The sequence below is a fragment of the Glaciihabitans tibetensis genome, from assembly GCF_003003265.1.
GTDB classification, from domain to species: Bacteria; Actinomycetota; Actinomycetes; order Actinomycetales; family Microbacteriaceae; genus Glaciihabitans; species Glaciihabitans tibetensis.
The window spans coordinates 63237-81207 of record NZ_PVTL01000002.1; the positions used below are offsets into that span (position 1 = coordinate 63237).

The following is a 17971-nucleotide window of genomic DNA, read 5'->3' on the forward strand; positions in this document are numbered from 1 at the left end:
GCGACGGGAACGCGTCATGCTTTTTCTGTGCAAGACACTTCTGCGAACGGCAGCTCGGTCGTCGACAGTTCTGGTGAACCGGCGGGCGTCGGCGCGCGTCCGGATCGCACGCTGATCGCGATCCTGGCCGTGCTCGCGGTGCTGGTCGTGGTGTCGCTCGTGGTGGTGTTTTCGCGCGGCACTCCGACGATGCACGATGCGTCCACGCCCGAGGGCGTGGTGCAGCGGTACTCCGCCGCGATCATCGCCGCCGACGAGGAGACCGCCGAACGATACGTCACCGAAGCTGCCGTCGAACGGTGCGAAGAAATCGGGCGGGGCGACACCTCTCATCTCCGGGTCGTGCTGGTGTCGTCCACCGAGCGCAACGATTCCGCCGACGTGCGGGTTTCGATCGTCACGTCCTACACCGGAGGCCCGTTCGGCAGCAACGAATACGAGTACGAGGACCGCTTCGCCCTCGTTCGCTCGGGCGACACCTGGCTGATCGACTCTGCCCCCTGGCAACTGGCGCTGTGCGCCTGAGCAACCTGGGTGATCTCGTGGCAGACCAGCGAAGGAATTCACCGTGATCGCCGAACGTCCGTCCGCCGTGACCGCGGCGCAGCCGACGGTGCGCCGCCTGATTGTGTACACGATCCTCTTCGCGCTCGTAATGATCGCCGCCATTGGCCTGTCCGGGCTGGTCGGGCGGCTGCTGGACACCGGTGTGGTTCTCGTGGAGGGGGATGTCGCGGGCCTCGCCCAATCGCTCGCCTTCACCCTCATCGCCGGACCACTGGCCGCGGTGCTCTGGTGGTTCGTCTGGAGGCGGCTGTCCGGAGGAGCCGACCGCTCGTCGGTGCTGTGGGGCGTGTACATCACGGCGGTGTACACGGTGTCGCTCATCACGTTCACGCAGGCGCTGCTGGGCGCGGTGACGGCGTCCATCGGCGGCGATGCGGCGCCGCGCGATGTCGGAACCGGCCTGGTCTGGTGGGGCGTCTGGATCTGGCACCGGTGGATGCTCCTGCACCCGGTGAAGGGACCGCGCCAGTTGCGCCACGCCCCCGGTGTCGTGGGCTTTGTCTGGGGGCTGGCGATCGGGGTGGCCGGCAGTATCACGGGGCTCGGGCTGGTGTTCCGCGAGGCGATTGACACCGTCGCGGGTTCCGCGGGCAGCGTCGTCGCGGTCGGCAATCCCTGGTGGGAGGCAGTGCTGCAGTCGCTGGTCTGGGCGGTTGGCGGGTGGGTTGTCTGGTGGTGGCACTGGAACCACGACAGGGCGCGCGCGCTGGGTTCCGACTTCGCCACGGTGGCCGTCATTGCCGCGGGAATCGCGGGCGGCAGCATCCTCACGCTCGGCGGTCTCGGCGTCAGCCTGTTTGTGGTCCTTCGCCTCACGTTTGACCGCTCAGACCCCCTTCGCGAGATCCTCGACCCGCTGAGCAGTGCCCTGGCGACGGCGACGGTCGGCGCGGTCGTGTGGGCCTATCACCGGACGGTCGTCGACTCGCTCGCCGCCACGCCCCGACTGGCCGCGAGCCTGGTCACGTCGGGTGTTGGCCTCGTGGCCACCGCGTCGGGTGTCGGCGTCATCGTGAACGCGTTGCTGGCGGCGCTCACCCCGGCCCTCGTTGGTGCTGATGCGCGCACGCTGTTGCTCGCGGGAATCAGCTCTGCTGTGGTGGGCGGCCCACTGTGGTGGATCGTCTGGAAACCCGCGTCGATCGCGGGACCCGCGGAGGCCGCGTCGCCCGCCCGCAGGGTGTACCTCATTGCCGTATTCGGCCTGAGCGCGGTCGTCGCGGTCGTGACCCTGCTTGTCGTCGGGTACCGAGTGTTTGAGTTTGCGCTCGATGGCGCTCTCGCAGCGAGTCTGCTCGACAGGGTGCGGGCGCCGCTCGGACTGCTGTTCGCGACCGTGCTGGTCGCGGCCTACCACTTTGTCGTGTGGCGCAGGGAGCTCGTCGCAGTGACCACCGCGGGGCTCGTGCAGGCCAGACGCATCGGGCGGATCATCCTGGTCTCGGGGGCGAACGCGGCGGCCGAAGCGCAGATTCTCCACGCCATTTCGGGGGCACCCGTCACAATCTGGTCGCGTGCGAGCGACGACGAGCAGCCCTCCCCGGACGCCGCCCACCTTGCGGATGCGCTCGGGCTTCTCGCGGGCAAGCGGGTGCTCGTCGTTGTTGGCCCGGGATCCCGGGTCGAGGCGATCGGCCTCGCCGACTGACCTTTCTGCCACCGTGCCTCGGGACTTTCTGCCCACACACGGCGCCACAAGCCGCGTAGAGTGGATTTACCCCCAGGGGGTATGACGGAGGCGAATGATGGTCGGCTACAGCGAACGAAAAGATGAACTGCAGAAGCGTCTGCGCCGCGCTGAGGGTCAGGTGCGCGGCATCCAGCGAATGGTCGACGAAGACACCTACTGCATCGACGTGCTCACCCAGGTTTCCGCCGTCACCAAGGCGTTGGAGACCGTCGCGCTCTCCCTGCTGGAGGATCACCTGAGCCACTGCGTCGCCGAGGCGACCGCGCAGGGCGGCGCCGTCGCGGAGGAGAAATTGCGCGAGGCCTCTGCCGCCATCGCCCGTCTCGTGCGTTCCTAACACCGGCCACGCGCACCATACCCGTTCGAGCACCGTTCGGGTTCGACCACCGTTCCCGTTCCACCACCGTTGCCGCACGACCACCGTTCCCGCACGACCACTACAGGAGACACTCATGACCGACACCTCGACTTCGCTCACCGACCTTGGACTCACTGCGAAAGACGTCGTTCGCGATGACTCCGTCGGCTGTGGCGGCGGCTGCAACTGCACCTGCGGTGCCAACGACTCTGCGGAGCAGGAGTCGATCGCGGACACCGCTATCTCACCCGAGGGTCCGGTGAGCGCGAACTATGCCGTTCTGGGGATGACCTGCGCCCATTGCGTTTCCAGCGTGCGCGAAGAGCTGTCGGAGATTTCCGGGGTGCTCGATGTCACGGTCGTGCTCAACGTCGGTGGGGCGTCCAGTGTCACGGTCACCAGCGCTGCTGCCCTCGACAGCGCTGCAGTGACGGCCGCCGTGACGGAAGCCGGATACGAACTGGCCAGCACAGCATCATGAGCGCCGTCGACGTCCAACTCGATATCGGGGGGATGACCTGCGCGTCGTGCGCCACGCGCATCGAGCGCAAGCTCAACCGGATCGACGGCGTCGAGGCCAGTGTGAACTACGCCACGGAAAAGGCGACTGTGCGTGCGGTCGTACCGATCGACACCGCCACGCTGATCTCGGCCATTGAGTCCGCCGGCTACTCGGCCGCGGTGCCGCCACCGCTTCACTCAGCGGCTCAGGAGCAACAGCCCCGCGACGAAGCCGCGGAGCTTGCCCGCCGTCTGATCGTCGCCGGCGCGCTCACGGTGCCGGTGGTGCTGATGTCGATGATTCCGGCCCTCCAGTTCACCAACTGGCAATGGCTCGCCCTGACCCTCGCGGCTCCCGTCGCGGTGTGGGGAGCGTGGCCGTTCCACCGCGCCGCTTGGATCAACGCGCGGCACGGTGCGACAACCATGGACACGCTGATCAGCGTCGGCGTACTTGCCGCCTTCGGCTGGTCGCTGTACGCGCTCTTCTTCGGATCGGCCGGGATGGCCGGAATGCAGATGACCTTTGCGTTCGTCACCGAACCCGGTGGGGCAGCGCACGACATCTACCTTGAGGTAGCGACAGCGGTGACCGTGTTCATCCTGGCCGGGCGCTATGTCGAGGCGCGCGCCAAACAGCAGTCGGGAGCCGCCCTGCGGGCGCTGCTTGAGCTCGGCGCCAAGGATGCGGTGATCCTGCGGGCCGGCGGCGAAGCGAGAGTGCCGATCGACCAACTCGCGATTGGTGACCGCTTTGTTGTGCGGCCGGGGGAGAAAGTCGCCACGGACGGAATTGTTGCCGACGGGGCATCCGCCATTGATTCGAGCATGCTCACGGGCGAATCCGTGCCCGTCGAGGTCGCCGTCGGTGATCGCGTCGTCGGCGCGACGCTGAACGTCGGCGGCCGACTCGTCGTCGAGGTGACCCGCATCGGCGCCGAAACAGAACTCGCCCGCCTCGGCCGTCTCGTGGAGCAAGCCCAAACGGGCAAGGCGGAGGTGCAGCGCCTCGCTGACCGGGTGTCGGCGATTTTCGTTCCCGTGGTCATCGGTCTCTCCCTCGCGACTTTTCTTGGCTGGGCGCTTCTGGGCGGGTCGGTATCGGTCGCGTTCACCGCGGCCATTGCGACGCTGATCGTCGCCTGCCCGTGTGCGCTGGGGCTGGCCACTCCCACGGCGCTGCTGGTGGGAACCGGGCGTGGTTCGCAGCTGGGAATCCTGTTGCGCGGGCCGCAGGTGCTCGAGCAGACACGCCGGATCGACACCATCGTGCTCGACAAGACCGGAACGGTGACGACCGGAACGATGGCTGTCGCCGGCGTATTCGCCGAGGAAGGGCTGACGGAGGGCGAGTTGCTCCGGGTCGCGGGGGCGGCGGAAGCCGGTTCTGAGCATCCCGTGGCGCGCGCGATTGTCGCGGCGGCAACCGTTTCCGGTCTCGACGTCTCCGGCGCAGAAGGGTTCCAGTCCGATGCCGGTGTCGGCGTGCGGGCGATGGTCGACGGGCGCGCCGTGCTCGTCGGTAAGGCCGACTGGATGCTCCGGCAGTGGGCGCTCGCGCTGCCCGAGACAACTCGCACCGCGGTGGCGGCAGCGGAGTCCGAGGGGCGAACCGCCGTTGTGGTCGCCTGGGATGGCGAGGTGCGCGGCTCCATCGCCGTCTCCGACACCGTGAAGCCCTCCAGTGCCGACGCGGTGCAGCGATTTATTGCCCTCGGGCTCACACCCGTCTTACTCACCGGCGATAACCCGGGCGCGGCACGCTCGGTTGCGACAGCCGTCGGCATCAGCGAGGTGCGCGCCGGCATCAGCCCGGCCGGCAAGCTGGAGGCGATTCGCGAGTTGCAGGCTGACGGCCACGTGGTGGCAATGGTTGGCGACGGTGTCAACGACGCCGCGGCGCTCGCGGCAGCCGACCTCGGGATTGCGATGGGTACCGGCACCGACGCGGCGATCGCGGCGAGCGACATCACCGTGATGAGCGGCGATCTGATTGTGGTGGGAGACGCGGTGCGCCTCGCACGCAGCACGCTCGGCACCATCAAGGGCAATCTCTTCTGGGCCTTTGCCTACAACGTCGCAGCGATCCCGGTGGCGATGCTGGGACTGCTCAACCCGCTGATCGCCGGCGCCGCCATGGCCTTGTCGTCGGTATTTGTGGTGGGCAACAGCCTTCGGTTGCGTCGGTTCCGCGGGAGCGACCGGCTCGGTAGGCTGCGGGCATGACAGAACTCGACGGCGCAGTAGTGCTCGTGCTCGGCGCATCCGGTGGTCTCGGGTCGCGCTTGGCGACCCAGCTCGCCGACGCGGGTGCCCTCGTGGTGCGGGCCGGTCGGGACCCCGCCACGCTCTTTGGCCCCAACGCGTTCCTGGCCGATCTGCGCACTCAGACGGGCCCGCAATCGCTCATCGCCGCCGCCATCCAGACGCACGGCAGGCTCGACGGGGTCGTCATTGCGGCGGGAGTGGTTGCCTTCGGTCCCGCGAACGAGGTGACGGACGAGACCGTCACCGAGCTGTTCGAAACCAACGCCCTTGGGCCGATCCGAATGCTGCGCGACAGCTTCCCGTACCTTGTCGAGTCTGCCGCCGCGGGCAGGCTTCCGTTTGTGGTCACCCTCAGCGGGGTGGTCGCCGAAGCGCCCGCAGCGGGGCTTGCGGCTTATTCGGCATCGAAGGCAGCGCTTTCTGCCTTCGTCAGCGCGGCAGCACGGGAGTACCGGCGCAGTGGCATCCGGCTGCTCGACGCGCGTCCCGGTCACACCGACACGGACCTGTCCACCCATCCCGTCGCCGGCACCGCGCCGGCCTTCGGGCAAGCGCACAGTGCAGACGAGGTGGTGGCGCGAATCGTGCGTGCGATCCGCGACGGTGAGAAGGATCTCCCGAGTACCGCGTTCTAGCGAGCGCTGCTTTCTAGCGAGCGGCGCTTCTAGCGAGCGGCGCTTCTATCGAGCGCCGCTTTCTATCGAGCGCTGTGCAGACTTGCTACTGCGGCCGTGGTCACCCGGCGGGTGACCTCGTCGAGCAGCGGCGACGCCAGGTTCCAGCGCTGCCAGTACAGCAGTACGTCGACGGCGTGGTGCGGCGCGATGTCCACCAGGGTGCCGGCCGCGATGTCGTCGCTGCACTGCTGCTCGGGGAGCACGCCCCAACCGAACCCCTGCACGATCGCTCGCGCAAAGTCGTCCGAGGTCGGAATGAAGTGCCGCGGCGCGTGCAGGTCGCGCCCGGTGAGACCCCGATAGAACTGGTGCTGCAGGTCGTCTTTGCGGTCGAAGGTCACCAGCGGCGCGACATCCAGCCGATCGATCGCGGGCAAATCATCCAGCCACTCCGATGCAAAATCTGGACTGCAGACCGCACGGTAACGCATGATTCCCAGCGGCGTCGCGGTGCAGCCCTGCACCGCCTCCGCGGTGGAGGTGACGGCGGCCATCACGGCTCCCGAGCGGAGCAGCGCGGTGGTGTGTTCCTGGTCCTCCCGGTGGATGTCGAAGACGGCGTTGAACGCGCGCGGGAAGCCCGCCAGGGCGCCCAGGAACCAGGTCGACAGACAATCGCCGTTGACGGCAAGCGGGAGCGAGATGTGGTCCCCCGCAGAATGCGCGAGCCCGCTGAGCTGGCGGGCGGTGTCCCCGTCGAGGAGCTGCACCTGGCGTCCATAGCGCAGCACCACCATCCCCGCCTCGGTGGGCTGCACCGGGTTGAGGCGCTGCAGCAGTATTTGCCCCGCGGCCTGCTCCATCGCCTTTATCCGCTGGGAGACGGCAGAGGCGGTAATTCTCAGCCTCTGGGCGGCGGCCTCGAACGTGCCCTCCTCCACCACTACGACGAGGGTGTGGAGCTGATCCACCTGAAACATCATAAGTAGAGCTTAGGTCTCGTAAGAAAGGTTAGCTGGTCTAAGTCGGTGCCTGCTCTTACCGTGGTACCCGTGACCTTCTTCGACGCCCTCCTCCCCGCGCTCCTCGGCCTCGGAACGGGCTTCACCCTGATCGTGGCCATCGGTGCGCAAAACGCGTTTTTGCTGCGCCTGGGCATTGCGGGCAACAACCGCACCCTCGTGCCCGTCGTGCTGATCTGTGCGCTGTCGGATGCCGCGTTGATCGTCGCCGGGATCGTTGGCATCGGGGCCCTGGTGGAACGGGCGCCGGTGGCTTTGGTGCTGATCCGTGTCCTCGGATCCGGCTTCCTGATCGTCTACGGGCTGCTCGCGGCGCGTCGGGCGTTCCGGCCGCAGGCACTTGTGGCGAGCGACGGTGCGGAGCTCCCTCTGCGGTCCGCAATCCTCACGGCCATCGGGTTGACCTGGCTCAACCCCCACGTCTACCTCGACACGGTTGTCTTTCTTGGTTCCATCGGAAACCAGCAGGGCGAACTGGAGCGCTGGTGGTGGGCGGGGGGAGCAATGACGGCGAGCGTGGTCTGGTTCTGCGCCCTCGGCTTCGGAGCGCGGTTGCTGCGACCGTTCTTTGCCCGCCCACGCTCGTGGCGGATCCTGGACGGCACGATCGCCGTGGTGATGCTCGGGCTCGGCGTGCGGATGGCCGTGGGCGGCTGATCACTCCGGTTGCGTCCGGAGCTGCCGACTACACACCACGGAGAAGTGCGTCGCGGAGTTTCTCGCTGATGTCCTCGGGAACCTCCACCGGCACCGCCAACGCCTGGACGGCGCGGCTGTAGTAGTTGCGCGCCGCCGCGGCCAGGGCGATGTCGACGATCTCGCGGTCGGAGAAACCTGCGTCGCGGAGGAGTTCGGTGTCCCGGTCGGTCATGTCTGCCGCGCTGCGGCTGACGCGTTCGGCGAACTCCATCATGGTCACCTCCGCGGCCGACAGGTCAGCGCGGTGATAGTCCTCCGCGATCCGCACCAACTGTTCTTCTTCGAAGTAGCGCAGCGACCTCCGGCCGTGGGCGAGGCGACAGTGCGGTGATCGGGCACCGAGCGCGGCCGCGAGGGTGACGAGTTCGTAACGCCGTTTTCCCATGGGCCTGGCGATCTCCGTGATCAGGTTTTCCCAGGCCACGAGCGCCTCCGGGTTCAGGCTGAGCGCGCGGGTATGGCTCGACACGAACCCCTGATCCTTGATGTCACCCGTGAAAAGCTCCGCCGCCACACCCGCCGCATCCGCGTCCGCGGGCCCCGTCACAATCACCATTGCTGATTCTCTCTCCCGTATCCGGCGTCGTCCAGAGTCACTCTGGTTTCGATTGTGCGCCTTGCGCCCTAGAGTTGTAACCCGAAGTGGTTACAAGTCGTGAAGCCACGGGAATACGTTCGGTTTTTCGATTTTCGTTTCTGTACTTGGGGGTACCGGAACGGAGGCGCTGGGGGGACCCACGGCGTGCACGATCGGGGCGCCGAACGGTTGAGCGATGGGTGGGGGAATGTCCGAATCGCAAAGATTCGCGGCGTCGGCCGTTGAATTGCGCAAGAGCTATGGCGCCGGGGACTCGGCCGTGCACGCACTCGCGGGCGTCACCGTCGCGTTTCCCCGGGGTGAGTTTGCCGCGGTGATGGGGCCATCCGGCTCAGGAAAGTCGACGCTGATGCAGTGCCTCGCCGGCCTGGATTCCGTGTCCAGTGGGCAGGTTTACATCGACGACGTGCGGATCACCGCTCTCTCCGATCGTGCGCTCACGAAGCTGCGTCGTGACCGGGTGGGGTTCGTTTTCCAGTCCTTCAACCTGGTGCCGACCCTGACCGCGCGGCAAAACATGCTGCTGCCCCTGTCCCTGGCTCGCCACAGGGTGGACCGGGCGTGGTTGGACCAGGTGGTGCAGACCCTCGGGCTGGCAGACCGCCTGAAACACCGGCCGCACGAGCTCTCCGGGGGACAGCAACAACGGGTCGCCGTCGCCCGGGCCCTCCTCAGCCGCCCCGCCGTCATTTTTGCCGACGAACCCACCGGAAATCTGGACTCAGCCGCGGGCACCGAGGTGCTCACCCTGTTGCGCCAGGCGGTCAGCCAGCTCGGACAGACGGTCATCATGGTGACTCACGATCCGGTCGCTGCGTCCTACGCCGACAGGGTGGTCATGCTGGCGGACGGCGAGCTGGCGGGGGAGCTGGCAAACCCCACCGTCGAGTCGGTGCTGTCGGCTCTCGCGCAGGCATCCGCTGCGTCCCCGGTACAACCCGCGACCTCGAGCCGCCCGTGAACATCGTCCTGCTGGCGGGGCTGCGCACCAGCCTGGCCCGTCTGGTCGCCACCGGCCTCGCCGTCGCTCTCTCGGTCGGCTTTGTGGTCGCAACGCTCACGCTGTCCACCACCTTCACCCGCACGACCGAACAGACCCTGACCGCCAACATGTCGCACGCCGACGTGCGGATCACCCCCACGGTCGCGATGGTGGCAACGTCGGATCCGCGAACGTCCACGGACGTGCTGACCGACGTGCTGCCGAGGGTGCTCGCCCTCGATCAGGTCGCGGGCGCGGACGTCGAGCGCCTGGCGCTGGTGGAACTGCGATCCGGGTCCACCCGCAGCGCGGCACAGGTGGCCACCGTCCTCGACGAATCCGTGCGCTGGCAGCAGCTCAGCGCCGGTGTTTGGCCCGCCACGGTCGCCGAAGCCACGCTCGACCAGACCGCCGTCTCGGCCTTGGGGCTGACGCTCGGGGACATCCTGTCCATCGCTCCGGCCAGCACCGGAGTGGGCGCCATCAACGTGACGATCGTGGGGATCACCTCGCCCGACAGCGCCGGGGTCGGCACGGGCGCGCCCACGCTGCTGATGCTTCCCGCGGTTCTCGATAATCCGGTGTATTTTCCCGTCTCGACGGGTGTCCTGGTCGCGGGGGACAACATCGCGGCAGCCGACCTCGTCGGCGCCGTGTCGGCAGCAGTGGCCGGGTCGCCGGGAATCGTCGTGCAGACCGCGGCGCAGGCGGTCGACTACCAGACCGGCGAGCTGTCGGGCAGCGGGACCATCCTCACGAGTATCCTGCTCGCGTTCGCCGCGGTCGCCCTGTTCGTGGCAAGCATGGTGATCTCCAACACTTTTCAGGTTCTCGTCGCCCAGCGCACAAGGGAGTTCGCGCTCCTGCGCTGCATCGGCGCGAGCACGGCCCAGGTGCGCGGCCTGATCCTGGGCGAGGCGTTTGTGCTCGGGGCGGTTGCATCCGCGGCGGGGGTCGCTCTGGGAATCGTGGGGGCCGGGGCGCTCGCCGCCCTTAGCCGTACCGATTCCTCGACCCTTCATCTGGGTGAGCTGGTCACCGATCCTCTCCAGCTGGCCTTGGGAATGGCGATCGGGATGTCGCTGACCCTGCTTTCTGCCCTGTCGCCAGCCCACCGGGCCACACGGGTGCGTCCGGTCGCGGCCTTGCGGGCCGTTGAAGCCCCGCGCACCGCGACGAGCTTCGTGCTGCGAGCCATCGTCGCCGCCGCGCTGATCGCCGTGGGCGGGTACACCCTGGTGGGCGGCGCCACCCGGTCCGGTCTCGGCCTCGCCGTCGCCGCCGGAGTGATCAGCTTCGTCGGGGTGCTGCTCGCCTCCACCCTGCTGATCCCGTGGATCGTGCGCGTGGCCGGGCTGCTCATCGCCTGGACCTCGGTGCCGGCGCGGCTCGCCTCCCTCAACGCGAGCCGGAACCCCGGCCGCACCGCATCGACCGCTGCCGCCCTGCTGGTGGGGGTAACGCTGGTGACGATGATGGTCGTGGGTGTGACCTCGGTCCGGACATCCGTCAACGACAAAATCGACGAAAAACGACCGGTCGACCTGACCGTTCAGACCGATGACCCGGCGGGTTTCACGGCCACGATGGTGGGGCAGATCGCCGCGCTGCCGGGCGTCGAGGAGTCCGCCGTGATCACGGCCGGGCGGCTCGGCCTCTCTGCGGACGGCGTCGCGGAGTTTCAGCTGCCTGCACGCGGGGTGGTGCCGGAGGAGGCTCGGGCCGTGGCACGGTCGGCGCCCACGGTAGCGGCAGCGGGCGAGATCGTACTGAATCCCAGCAACGCGCGTGGACTCACCGACGGAACCGGCGTCACCGTGCGCGGATCGGGCGGGGAGAGGATGCTGACCGCGCGGTTCGACCCGGCTGCGCAGCCCGGACAGGTGGTGGTCACGGCGGAGGACCTGCTCGTGGTGGTGGCGTCGCCCACGACAACCCAGGTGCAATTGCGGCTGTCCGATACCGCCTCGGGTGCCGAGGTGCAGTTGATCAGCTCGGGCATCATGTCGCTCGGGGAAGACCTCGTCGTGGGCGGGGGAGCGCCGGAGCGCACCTACTACGCGCAGATTCTCGACGTGATGCTGCTGATTGTGCTCGCACTTCTCACCATCGCCGTGGTCATCGCGGTGGTGGGGGTCGCCAACACGCTGGCCCTGTCCGTTCTCGAACGTCGGCGTGAGTCGGGTCTCCTGCGCGCGCTCGGTCTCACCCGGGGCCAGTTGCGGGGCATGCTTGCCGTCGAGGCAGCCCTCATCGCGCTCGTCGCGGCGGGGTGTGGCGTCGTCCTCGGGATCGTGTATGCCTGGGCGGGGCTGTCAGCCGTGGCACTGCAGGCGAACAAGCTGTCGCTCAGCGTTCACCTGCCCTGGGACCAGCTCGGGATCATTCTCGGGGGAACGCTCGTCGCGGGGGTTCTCGCGTCGGTGATCCCCGCGCGGCAGGCGACGAGAAAGTCCCCGGTCAACGCGCTGTCTGGTCGCTGACGCGGTCAGCGGGACTGGCGGCGCTTGCCCACTCGCGGGGCGCCCTTGACGGCCGGCGCGCGCCCCTTGCCCTTGGATGCCTTCGCCTTACCGCCGGGGGCGGCGACGGAGGCGCGGGCCGCCGCGGCCGACTTGGCCAATTGCAGCCGGGCGTCCTCCAGGAACACGACACCCTTTGCGGTGAGAACCGTGGATTCCGCGGTCTTGTCGAAGAGTTCGTAGCCGAGGTCCGACTCGAGCTTGCGCACCGAGGCGATGAGCGTGCTGCGGGGGATCTCGAAACGTTTTGCGGCGTGCGCGAAGTGCAGCTCTTCGGCAGCGGCGACGAAGTGTCGGAGCAGGGTGGGATCCACGAAGAGCCTTTCTGGTGGCCGCGACAGTCACGGTCAATGTCACAGGTTACGCGTACATCGGTCGAAATGGCTTGGCCGCGGGTGGCTGGCGTGGTTCGCTGGGGTGATGACTGACATGGCGATGTTTCCGCTTGGCTCTGTTTTGTTCCCCTATATGCCGCTGCCACTGCGGGTGTTCGAGGAGCGATACCTGGTGATGCTGTCGGAACTGCTGCCCGCCGACTCCGCCGAGTTCGGTGTTGTGCTGATCGAGCGCGGACAAGAAGTCGGCGGCGGCGAGCAGCGCTTCGGCTACGGCACCGTCGCGCAGATCCTGCAGCTCGAGGCGGCGGACGGTTTTGTCGCGCTGCTCGCGCAGGGCGACCGGCGAATCGAGATCACGCAGTGGCTCGATGAGGCGCCCTACCCGCGTGCGAAGGTGCGTGAGATTGAAAATTTGACGTGGGATGCCTCGCTCGAACCGCTGCGGGCCACCGCCGAGCACACCGTGCGTCGAGCGCTCGCGGTGGCCAGCGAATTCGCGGACCAGCAGTGGGCCGCCAACGTGGAGCTTTCCGACGACCCGGCGGCGGCCATCTGGCAGCTCGCGGCGATCGCTCCGCTCGGCCCCCTCGACCAGGTCGCCCTGCTGCATTCGACCAGCGCGTTCGAACTGTTGACCCGCGTCATTGCCCTGACCGAGGCCGCCGAGGCGGATTTCAGCGCCGGGTTCAGTGACGATTGGGCGGACGACGATGACATCGGCGGCGGCGCAAGCGGCGGCGGGGGTGGCAGCGGCGACGGCGGCGGCGGGGGTGGCAGCGGCGGCGGCGAGGGTGGCAACGGCGGCGGCGACAACAGGGGCGACAGCGGAAGCGACGGCAGGTGACCGGCAGGGCCCCGGCGCGGTCAATGAGACGATGGGTTCATGACCGCAACGCTCGTCGCCAAGGACCTCGCCGGCGGGTACGCCCACCGCACCCTGTTTGAATCCCTCGACCTCACCGTCGCCCCGGGCGACGTTGTCGGGGTTGTCGGCGTCAACGGAGCGGGCAAGTCGACGCTGCTGCGCATCCTGGCCGGCATCCACTCTCCCCAGTCGGGCAGCGTTGCGCTGTCGCCGCGCGACGCCTTCGTCGGCTGGCTGCCCCAGGAACACGAACGCGTCGCCGGTGAGAGCATCGCTGAGTACATCGCGCGTCGAACCGGGTGCGCGCAGGCGAGTGTGGAGATGGATGCCGCGGCCGCCGCTCTCGGCGACCTGTCCGGCACCCCGCGCGAGGATGGCCAGGATCCCGCCGACGTCTACTCCGTGGCTCTCGACCGCTGGCTCGCCAGCGGTGCCGCCGACCTCGACGAGCGCATTCCCGTTGTGCTGGCAGATCTGGGCCTGGCGCTCGGCTCTGTTTCGCTCGAGGCTGCGTCGCTCGAGGCTGCCTCGCTTGAGACTGCGTCGCTCGAGCCCACCGTCGCTGCTGCTGGCGCGCCCCCGGCCAGCGCGCCCGTGACCGGAGCGTCGCTGATGACCTCCCTGTCCGGTGGCCAGGCCGCGCGGGTGGGACTCGCGGCGCTGCTGCTGTCACGTTTCGATATTGTGCTTTTGGACGAGCCCACCAACGACCTCGACCTCGACGGGCTGGATCGCCTCGAGAGCTTTGTGCAGGGACTGCGGGGCGGAGTCGTTCTGGTCAGCCACGACCGCGAGTTCCTCGCCCGGTGTGTCACCCGGGTGCTGGAGCTCGATCTGCTGCAGGGAAGCAACCGGGTGTTCGGCGGGGGCTACGAGGCGTATCTCGAGGAGCGCGAGACAGCCCGCCGCCATCGCCGGGAAGAGTATGACGAGTTCGCGGACAAAAAGGCCGACCTGGTCGGCCGGGCCCGCACCCAACGGGAGTGGTCGAGCCAGGGTGTGCGCAACGCGATGAAAAAGTCGCCGGACAACGACAAGATCCGCCGTAAGGCTTCGGCGGAGTCGAGCGAGAAGCAGGCGCAGAAGGTACGCCAAATGGAGAGCCGCATCGCGCGCCTCGACGAGGTCGAGGAGCCCCGCAAGGAATGGCAGCTCGAGTTCACGATCGGTGCCGCCCCGCGCTCCAGCGCCGTGGTCTCCACCCTCACCGCGGCGGTGTTTCGGCAGGGGTCCTTCACCCTCGGGCCCATCTCGGCGCAGGTAAACGCGGGCGATCGAATCGGAATCACCGGACCGAACGGCGCGGGCAAGTCGACCCTCCTGCGCGCACTGCTCGGGCGAATCGAGCCCGCCGACGGTTCCAGCCACCTTGGCGCGAGCGTGCGCATCGGCGAGATCGACCAGGCCCGCACCCTGCTGGCGGGATCCCTGCCCCTTGCGGAGAGCTTCGAGCTGCTCGTGCCCGAGTTGACCCCCGGGGAGGTGCGCACCCTCCTCGCCAAGTTCGCTTTGAAAGCCGATCATGTGAACCGGCCGGTCGATGAACTCTCGCCCGGGGAACGCACCCGTGCCGCCCTCGCGTTGCTCCAGTCCCGGGGCATCAACCTGCTGGTGCTCGATGAGCCGACCAACCACCTCGACCTGGCCGCGATCGAGCAGCTGGAGCAGGCGCTTCGGTCTTACGAGGGCACCTTGCTGCTCGTCACCCACGACCGCAGGATGCTGAGCGCGGTGCAGCTCGACCGTTTCTGGCGGGTTGAGGACGGGCACCTCAGCGAGGCGTAAAGTGCTCCCATGAGCGCGCGCGAAACATTTACCGATCGGTGGATGACCGCGATGAGCCACGCCCATCGCTTGCTCTTGAAAGCATCGCGCGGTCAGCTCGGCGCGACCCTCGGTCCGATGAAGGTGGTCGAGCTGCACACCATCGGGCGCAGAAGCGGCAAGATGCGTTCCGCCATGCTGAGTGCGCCCATTGTGGAAGATGGCCGGTACATACTCATCGCCTCCAAGGGTGGGGACGACCGCGACCCTTTTTGGTTCTCCAATCTGGTCGCCAACCCTGACGTCGAGCTCACGGTGGGTGGTGTCACGCTCCTCATGCGCGCTCGCGTGGCTGATGCCGAAGAAAAGGCCGCACTCTGGCCCCGCGTCACCGCCGCCTACGGTGGGTACAGCCGGTACCAGGAGAAGACGGCACGGGACATTCCCGTGGTGATCTGCGAGCCGCGCTGAGTTTCCGACGTTCCCTGCTGCCCCTCCTGCTCCCTACTGCTGCGCCCTGCTGAGTTCCGCCTGGATCGCGGCCGCGAGCTCGGTCGCGTGCGGCTCCCGCAACAACGACGTGTGTTCGCTGATGATCGCCACCGCCGCCGGCGTTTCTGTAAGCAGGGGTGACCAGCTCTCGACTCCGTCGGGGTTGCCGTCGGCGAAGACCAGCAGCACCTTTCCCGGAAACGCGTTGATGCGATATTTGCGCGAGGAGATGATGCTGTGGTCGAAGTAGGCGTCGAACTGCCGCCGCCCAGGGTAGAAAACCAGTCCGGCGGTGCGTGAGCGAAAGTGGCGGGGCCAGTCGGTGAGCGGGGGGAGTGTCTGCGAGCGGAAGGGCACCGCGATGGGACGGTGCATCAGCCACGCGAGGCCCGACCTGCGGCGACGGTTCTCTGCCGTGCCGACCACCGCGTCGCGCATCGCGTCGGAGCTCGAGGGCAGGTAGGTGTCGAGTAGTGCGGTGAGCTCTACGGTTTCACCCGCCTCGATCAACTGCCTCGCGACATCCAACGCCACAAGACCCCCGTAGGAGTGGCCCATCAGCAGGTAGGGGCCGCGTGGCTGGAGGATGCGGATCATGCCGAGGTGGCGTCGCGCCTCGCTCTCCACGCTCTGGTCCGGGATCGCGCGCTTCTCGAGGCCGTGGGACTGGAAGGCGTACATGCTGTGCTCGGGGAAGTGGTGCGACAGCGGCAGGAACGTCAGGGCGAGCGCGCCGGCTCCGGCGAAGCAAAACAGCGGGGTGCGGATTCCGTCGGACCGCAGGGTGACCACGTCAGGATGGGTGGGCAGGGCGGAGGATCCGAGGCTGACGCGTCTGGCGAACTCGCGCAGGGTGGGCGATTCGAGCAGGTCCGTCGAGGTGAGGGTCACACCGAACCGTTCGCGCACGATGACGAGCAGTTCTTCGGTCGAGAGGGAGTCGCCGCCGAGGGCCATAAAGTCGTCCTCAAGGCCAATCATCTCCACCTCGAGACCCAGCACGCTCGACCAGATGTCAGCGACCACGCGCTGGCGCGGATCCATCGCCCCGGTGTTCGGTACCCGGGCCGGAGGGGGTGGCAGCTGTCGCCGGTCGACCTTTCCCCGTTCGTTGCGGGGCAGTGCACCCAGCTGCACGATGGTGCCCGGCACCATGTACTCCGGGAGGCGCAGGCGCAGCAGCCGGCGCAGTGCCGCTGCGGAATGCGGACGCAGGCCCGCCTCCTGCACCACGTAGGCGACGAGTCGGGTCGGCGCCGGGGGGTCTGTCTCCGTCAGCACCACGGACTCGGTGACGCCCTCGATGGCGAGGAATGCCGCTTCAATTTCGCTGGGCTCGACGAGATACCCGCGCACCTTCACCGCTGCGTCGGCCCGACCCAGCAACACGAGGTCGCCGTTTTCGTCGAACCGTCCCAGGTCACCCTGCCGGCAGACCCGACGCCCGTCCGTGAAGGTGCTGAAGCGGAGCGCGTTGGCCGCATCGTCCCGCCAGTACTCTCCCGACATGTAGTCCGAGATGGCGACGATCTCGCCCGCTTCTCCCGGCCCGGCCACGGAGGAATCCTCGCGGAGGAGGATGACCTCCTTGTTGGCGACGATGGTTCCCGCCGGAACCGTGCCGTCAGGCACCGGTGCCGACCCGGGGATCTCGTGCACGGCGAGCGTGCCTATTTCGGAGGAGCCCACCCAGTTGAAGAAGGTCGCGCTGGCGGGCAAGTGCGGGCGAATCGCCGCGACATCCCGCCCATGCACCGCTTCACCCACGGTGGAGACCATGCGCAGAGACGCGAGGGGCGACATCCCGGCCCGATCGGATCCGGCGGGCAGGGCGGCGGAGAGGGAGCGCAGCAGATGGGGCGTGCAGTTGAAGGTGGTGAGCTTCATCTGCTCGATCCAGGAGATGAGCCCGCGGATTCCGCCGCTGCGGGGATCGAAGCTCCAGAGCCCGGCCCCGTTCAACAGGGCCACGAATTGCAGGATGGCGCCGGCGGCAAACCCGTAGGGCAGAACCATGGCGACCCGATCTTCCGGAGTGATTCGGAATGAGACCCCGCTGGTCATGGCGTCGTTGAGGAGCTCGTCGTGGTTTTGGATGACTCCCTTGGGTCGCCCGGTCGAGCCCGACGTGAAAACGATTCCGGTGGCGTCCTTGCCTCCCCGGGCGAGGCCCGCCGCAAGCACCGCGGTGTCGGCGGCGGTGCGCTGCCTGGGCGCCGCGGGGTCGTACGTCGTGACGATCGGGTCGAGGGCAACCACGGTCTGCATAAAGTCGCCGAGCTCGCGGGCCGCGTCGAGGTTCGCGTCGTCCGCGATGCACGCGGTGATTCCCGCAAGAGAGCAGATGTCCCGAAGCCGCTCCTGGGGAAGGTGGGCGTCGAGAATGACCACGATCCGGCCCGCCTTGAGCACCCCCAGATAGGCGATCAGGCCGGACGCGGTGTGGCCGACGAAGGCGCCAATGGGCGCCTCTCCCGCGGGCAGCGCGCGGGCGAGCGCGATGGCGACCTCATCACTGAGCGCGTCTGCCTCCGCGAACGTGTAGCTGACACCGGCGGAGGAAAGGGCGGGCCGGCCGGGGTAAGCGGCGACCACGTCCTTCCAGCGGTGCAGGATCGAGCGGTAGGGTCCGGGCACCGTGAGCGGCGTCAGGACCTGAGTTTGTTGCGCCGCAAAAACCATGAGCTG

General features: G+C 68.1%; 16 protein-coding genes. 12 read left to right on the forward strand and 4 right to left on the reverse strand.

The window, feature by feature from the left end; genetic code table 11:
* Positions 1 to 27 precede the first annotated feature (27 nt).
* The 6 genes from B0I08_RS04120 (at position 28) to B0I08_RS04145 (ending at position 6019) form a co-directional block, all read left to right on the forward strand.
* Positions 28 to 525 carry an LpqB family beta-propeller domain-containing protein gene (locus B0I08_RS04120; protein WP_245884514.1) on the forward strand — a complete coding sequence of 166 codons (498 nt, stop codon included), beginning with the start codon at positions 28 to 30 and terminating at the stop codon, positions 523 to 525.
* A 43-nt stretch (positions 526 to 568) separates the two neighbouring features.
* Positions 569 to 2215, forward strand: a complete 1647-nt coding sequence (locus tag B0I08_RS04125; RefSeq protein WP_106210151.1) for a DUF5671 domain-containing protein — start codon at positions 569 to 571, stop codon at positions 2213 to 2215.
* A gap of 97 nt (positions 2216 to 2312) precedes the next feature.
* A complete protein-coding gene (locus tag B0I08_RS04130) occupies positions 2313 to 2594 on the forward strand; it encodes a metal-sensitive transcriptional regulator (RefSeq protein ID WP_106210787.1) in 282 nt (93 codons plus the stop codon).
* 115 nt (positions 2595 to 2709) lie between these two features.
* On the forward strand, positions 2710 to 3096 hold the full coding sequence (locus B0I08_RS04135) for a heavy-metal-associated domain-containing protein (protein WP_106210153.1): 387 nt from the start codon (positions 2710 to 2712) through the stop codon (positions 3094 to 3096).
* The gene (locus tag B0I08_RS04140) at positions 3093 to 5342 is read left to right on the forward strand and encodes a heavy metal translocating P-type ATPase (RefSeq protein ID WP_106210155.1); all 2250 of its coding nucleotides are present in this window, start codon (positions 3093 to 3095) and stop codon (positions 5340 to 5342) included. The genes B0I08_RS04135 and B0I08_RS04140 overlap by 4 nt, the downstream gene beginning before the upstream one ends.
* The gene (locus B0I08_RS04145; RefSeq protein WP_106210157.1) at positions 5339 to 6019 is read left to right on the forward strand and encodes an SDR family NAD(P)-dependent oxidoreductase; all 681 of its coding nucleotides are present in this window, start codon (positions 5339 to 5341) and stop codon (positions 6017 to 6019) included. Before B0I08_RS04140 ends, B0I08_RS04145 begins: the two co-directional genes overlap by 4 nt.
* A gap of 62 nt (positions 6020 to 6081) precedes the next feature.
* Here the strand turns inward: B0I08_RS04145 and B0I08_RS04150 are convergent, their stop codons facing one another.
* Positions 6082 to 6984 (reverse strand): LysR family transcriptional regulator ArgP, encoded by a 903-nt coding sequence (locus B0I08_RS04150; protein ID WP_106210159.1) that lies wholly within the window; start codon positions 6982 to 6984, stop codon positions 6082 to 6084.
* 69 nt (positions 6985 to 7053) lie between these two features.
* On the opposite strand from B0I08_RS04150, the gene B0I08_RS04155 reads away from it, so the two are divergent.
* Positions 7054 to 7680: a LysE/ArgO family amino acid transporter gene (locus tag B0I08_RS04155; RefSeq protein WP_106210789.1), complete on the forward strand. Its 627-nt coding sequence runs from the start codon at positions 7054 to 7056 to the stop codon at positions 7678 to 7680.
* 28 nt (positions 7681 to 7708) lie between these two features.
* Here the strand turns inward: B0I08_RS04155 and B0I08_RS04160 are convergent, their stop codons facing one another.
* The gene (locus tag B0I08_RS04160) at positions 7709 to 8278 is read right to left on the reverse strand and encodes a carboxymuconolactone decarboxylase family protein (RefSeq protein WP_106210161.1); all 570 of its coding nucleotides are present in this window, start codon (positions 8276 to 8278) and stop codon (positions 7709 to 7711) included.
* A 229-nt stretch (positions 8279 to 8507) separates the two neighbouring features.
* Between B0I08_RS04160 and B0I08_RS04165 the strand changes: the two genes are divergently transcribed.
* Positions 8508 to 9281 (forward strand): ABC transporter ATP-binding protein, encoded by a 774-nt coding sequence (locus B0I08_RS04165; protein ID WP_245884515.1) that lies wholly within the window; start codon positions 8508 to 8510, stop codon positions 9279 to 9281.
* Complete coding sequence (locus B0I08_RS04170; protein ID WP_106210165.1) at positions 9278 to 11785, forward strand: FtsX-like permease family protein; 2508 nt, start codon at positions 9278 to 9280, stop codon at positions 11783 to 11785. The genes B0I08_RS04165 and B0I08_RS04170 overlap by 4 nt, the downstream gene beginning before the upstream one ends.
* A gap of 5 nt (positions 11786 to 11790) precedes the next feature.
* Here B0I08_RS04170 and B0I08_RS04175 read toward each other — a convergent pair whose 3' ends face one another.
* The gene (locus B0I08_RS04175) at positions 11791 to 12138 is read right to left on the reverse strand and encodes a LysR family transcriptional regulator (protein WP_106210167.1); all 348 of its coding nucleotides are present in this window, start codon (positions 12136 to 12138) and stop codon (positions 11791 to 11793) included.
* Positions 12139 to 12244: 106 nt separating this feature from the next.
* On the opposite strand from B0I08_RS04175, the gene B0I08_RS04180 reads away from it, so the two are divergent.
* Genes B0I08_RS04180 through B0I08_RS04190 form a run of 3 tightly spaced genes read left to right on the forward strand, consistent with a single transcriptional unit; the run spans position 12245 to position 15262 of the window.
* Positions 12245 to 13006, forward strand: coding sequence for an LON peptidase substrate-binding domain-containing protein (locus tag B0I08_RS04180; protein ID WP_181243213.1), 762 nt, complete (start codon positions 12245 to 12247; stop codon positions 13004 to 13006).
* Between the two features lie 39 nt (positions 13007 to 13045).
* On the forward strand, positions 13046 to 14812 hold the full coding sequence (locus B0I08_RS04185) for an ABC-F family ATP-binding cassette domain-containing protein (RefSeq protein ID WP_106210169.1): 1767 nt from the start codon (positions 13046 to 13048) through the stop codon (positions 14810 to 14812).
* A gap of 9 nt (positions 14813 to 14821) precedes the next feature.
* Positions 14822 to 15262 (forward strand): nitroreductase/quinone reductase family protein, encoded by a 441-nt coding sequence (locus B0I08_RS04190; protein ID WP_106210171.1) that lies wholly within the window; start codon positions 14822 to 14824, stop codon positions 15260 to 15262.
* Positions 15263 to 15295: 33 nt separating this feature from the next.
* Here B0I08_RS04190 and B0I08_RS04195 read toward each other — a convergent pair whose 3' ends face one another.
* Positions 15296 to 17965 carry an AMP-binding protein gene (locus B0I08_RS04195; protein ID WP_106210173.1) on the reverse strand — a complete coding sequence of 890 codons (2670 nt, stop codon included), beginning with the start codon at positions 17963 to 17965 and terminating at the stop codon, positions 15296 to 15298.
* Between the last annotated feature and the right edge of the window lie 6 nt (positions 17966 to 17971).

What these genes read in the sequence shown, in the direction of transcription:
- B0I08_RS04130 (WP_106210787.1), top strand. Translation starts at nt 2,313, where the DNA reads ATGGTCGGCTACAGCGAACGAAAAGATGAACTGCAGAAGCGTCTGCGC.
- B0I08_RS04135 (WP_106210153.1), top strand. Translation starts at nt 2,710, where the DNA reads ATGACCGACACCTCGACTTCGCTCACCGACCTTGGACTCACTGCGAAA.
- B0I08_RS04140 (WP_106210155.1), top strand. Translation starts at nt 3,093, where the DNA reads ATGAGCGCCGTCGACGTCCAACTCGATATCGGGGGGATGACCTGCGCG.
- B0I08_RS04145 (WP_106210157.1), top strand. Translation starts at nt 5,339, where the DNA reads ATGACAGAACTCGACGGCGCAGTAGTGCTCGTGCTCGGCGCATCCGGT.
- B0I08_RS04150 (WP_106210159.1), bottom strand. Translation starts at nt 6,984, where the DNA reads ATGATGTTTCAGGTGGATCAGCTCCACACCCTCGTCGTAGTGGTGGAG.
- B0I08_RS04160 (WP_106210161.1), bottom strand. Translation starts at nt 8,278, where the DNA reads ATGGTGATTGTGACGGGGCCCGCGGACGCGGATGCGGCGGGTGTGGCG.
- B0I08_RS04165 (WP_245884515.1), top strand. Translation starts at nt 8,508, where the DNA reads ATGTCCGAATCGCAAAGATTCGCGGCGTCGGCCGTTGAATTGCGCAAG.
- B0I08_RS04180 (WP_181243213.1), top strand. Translation starts at nt 12,245, where the DNA reads ATGACTGACATGGCGATGTTTCCGCTTGGCTCTGTTTTGTTCCCCTAT.
- B0I08_RS04185 (WP_106210169.1), top strand. Translation starts at nt 13,046, where the DNA reads ATGACCGCAACGCTCGTCGCCAAGGACCTCGCCGGCGGGTACGCCCAC.
- B0I08_RS04190 (WP_106210171.1), top strand. Translation starts at nt 14,822, where the DNA reads ATGAGCGCGCGCGAAACATTTACCGATCGGTGGATGACCGCGATGAGC.
- B0I08_RS04195 (WP_106210173.1), bottom strand. Translation starts at nt 17,965, where the DNA reads ATGGTTTTTGCGGCGCAACAAACTCAGGTCCTGACGCCGCTCACGGTG.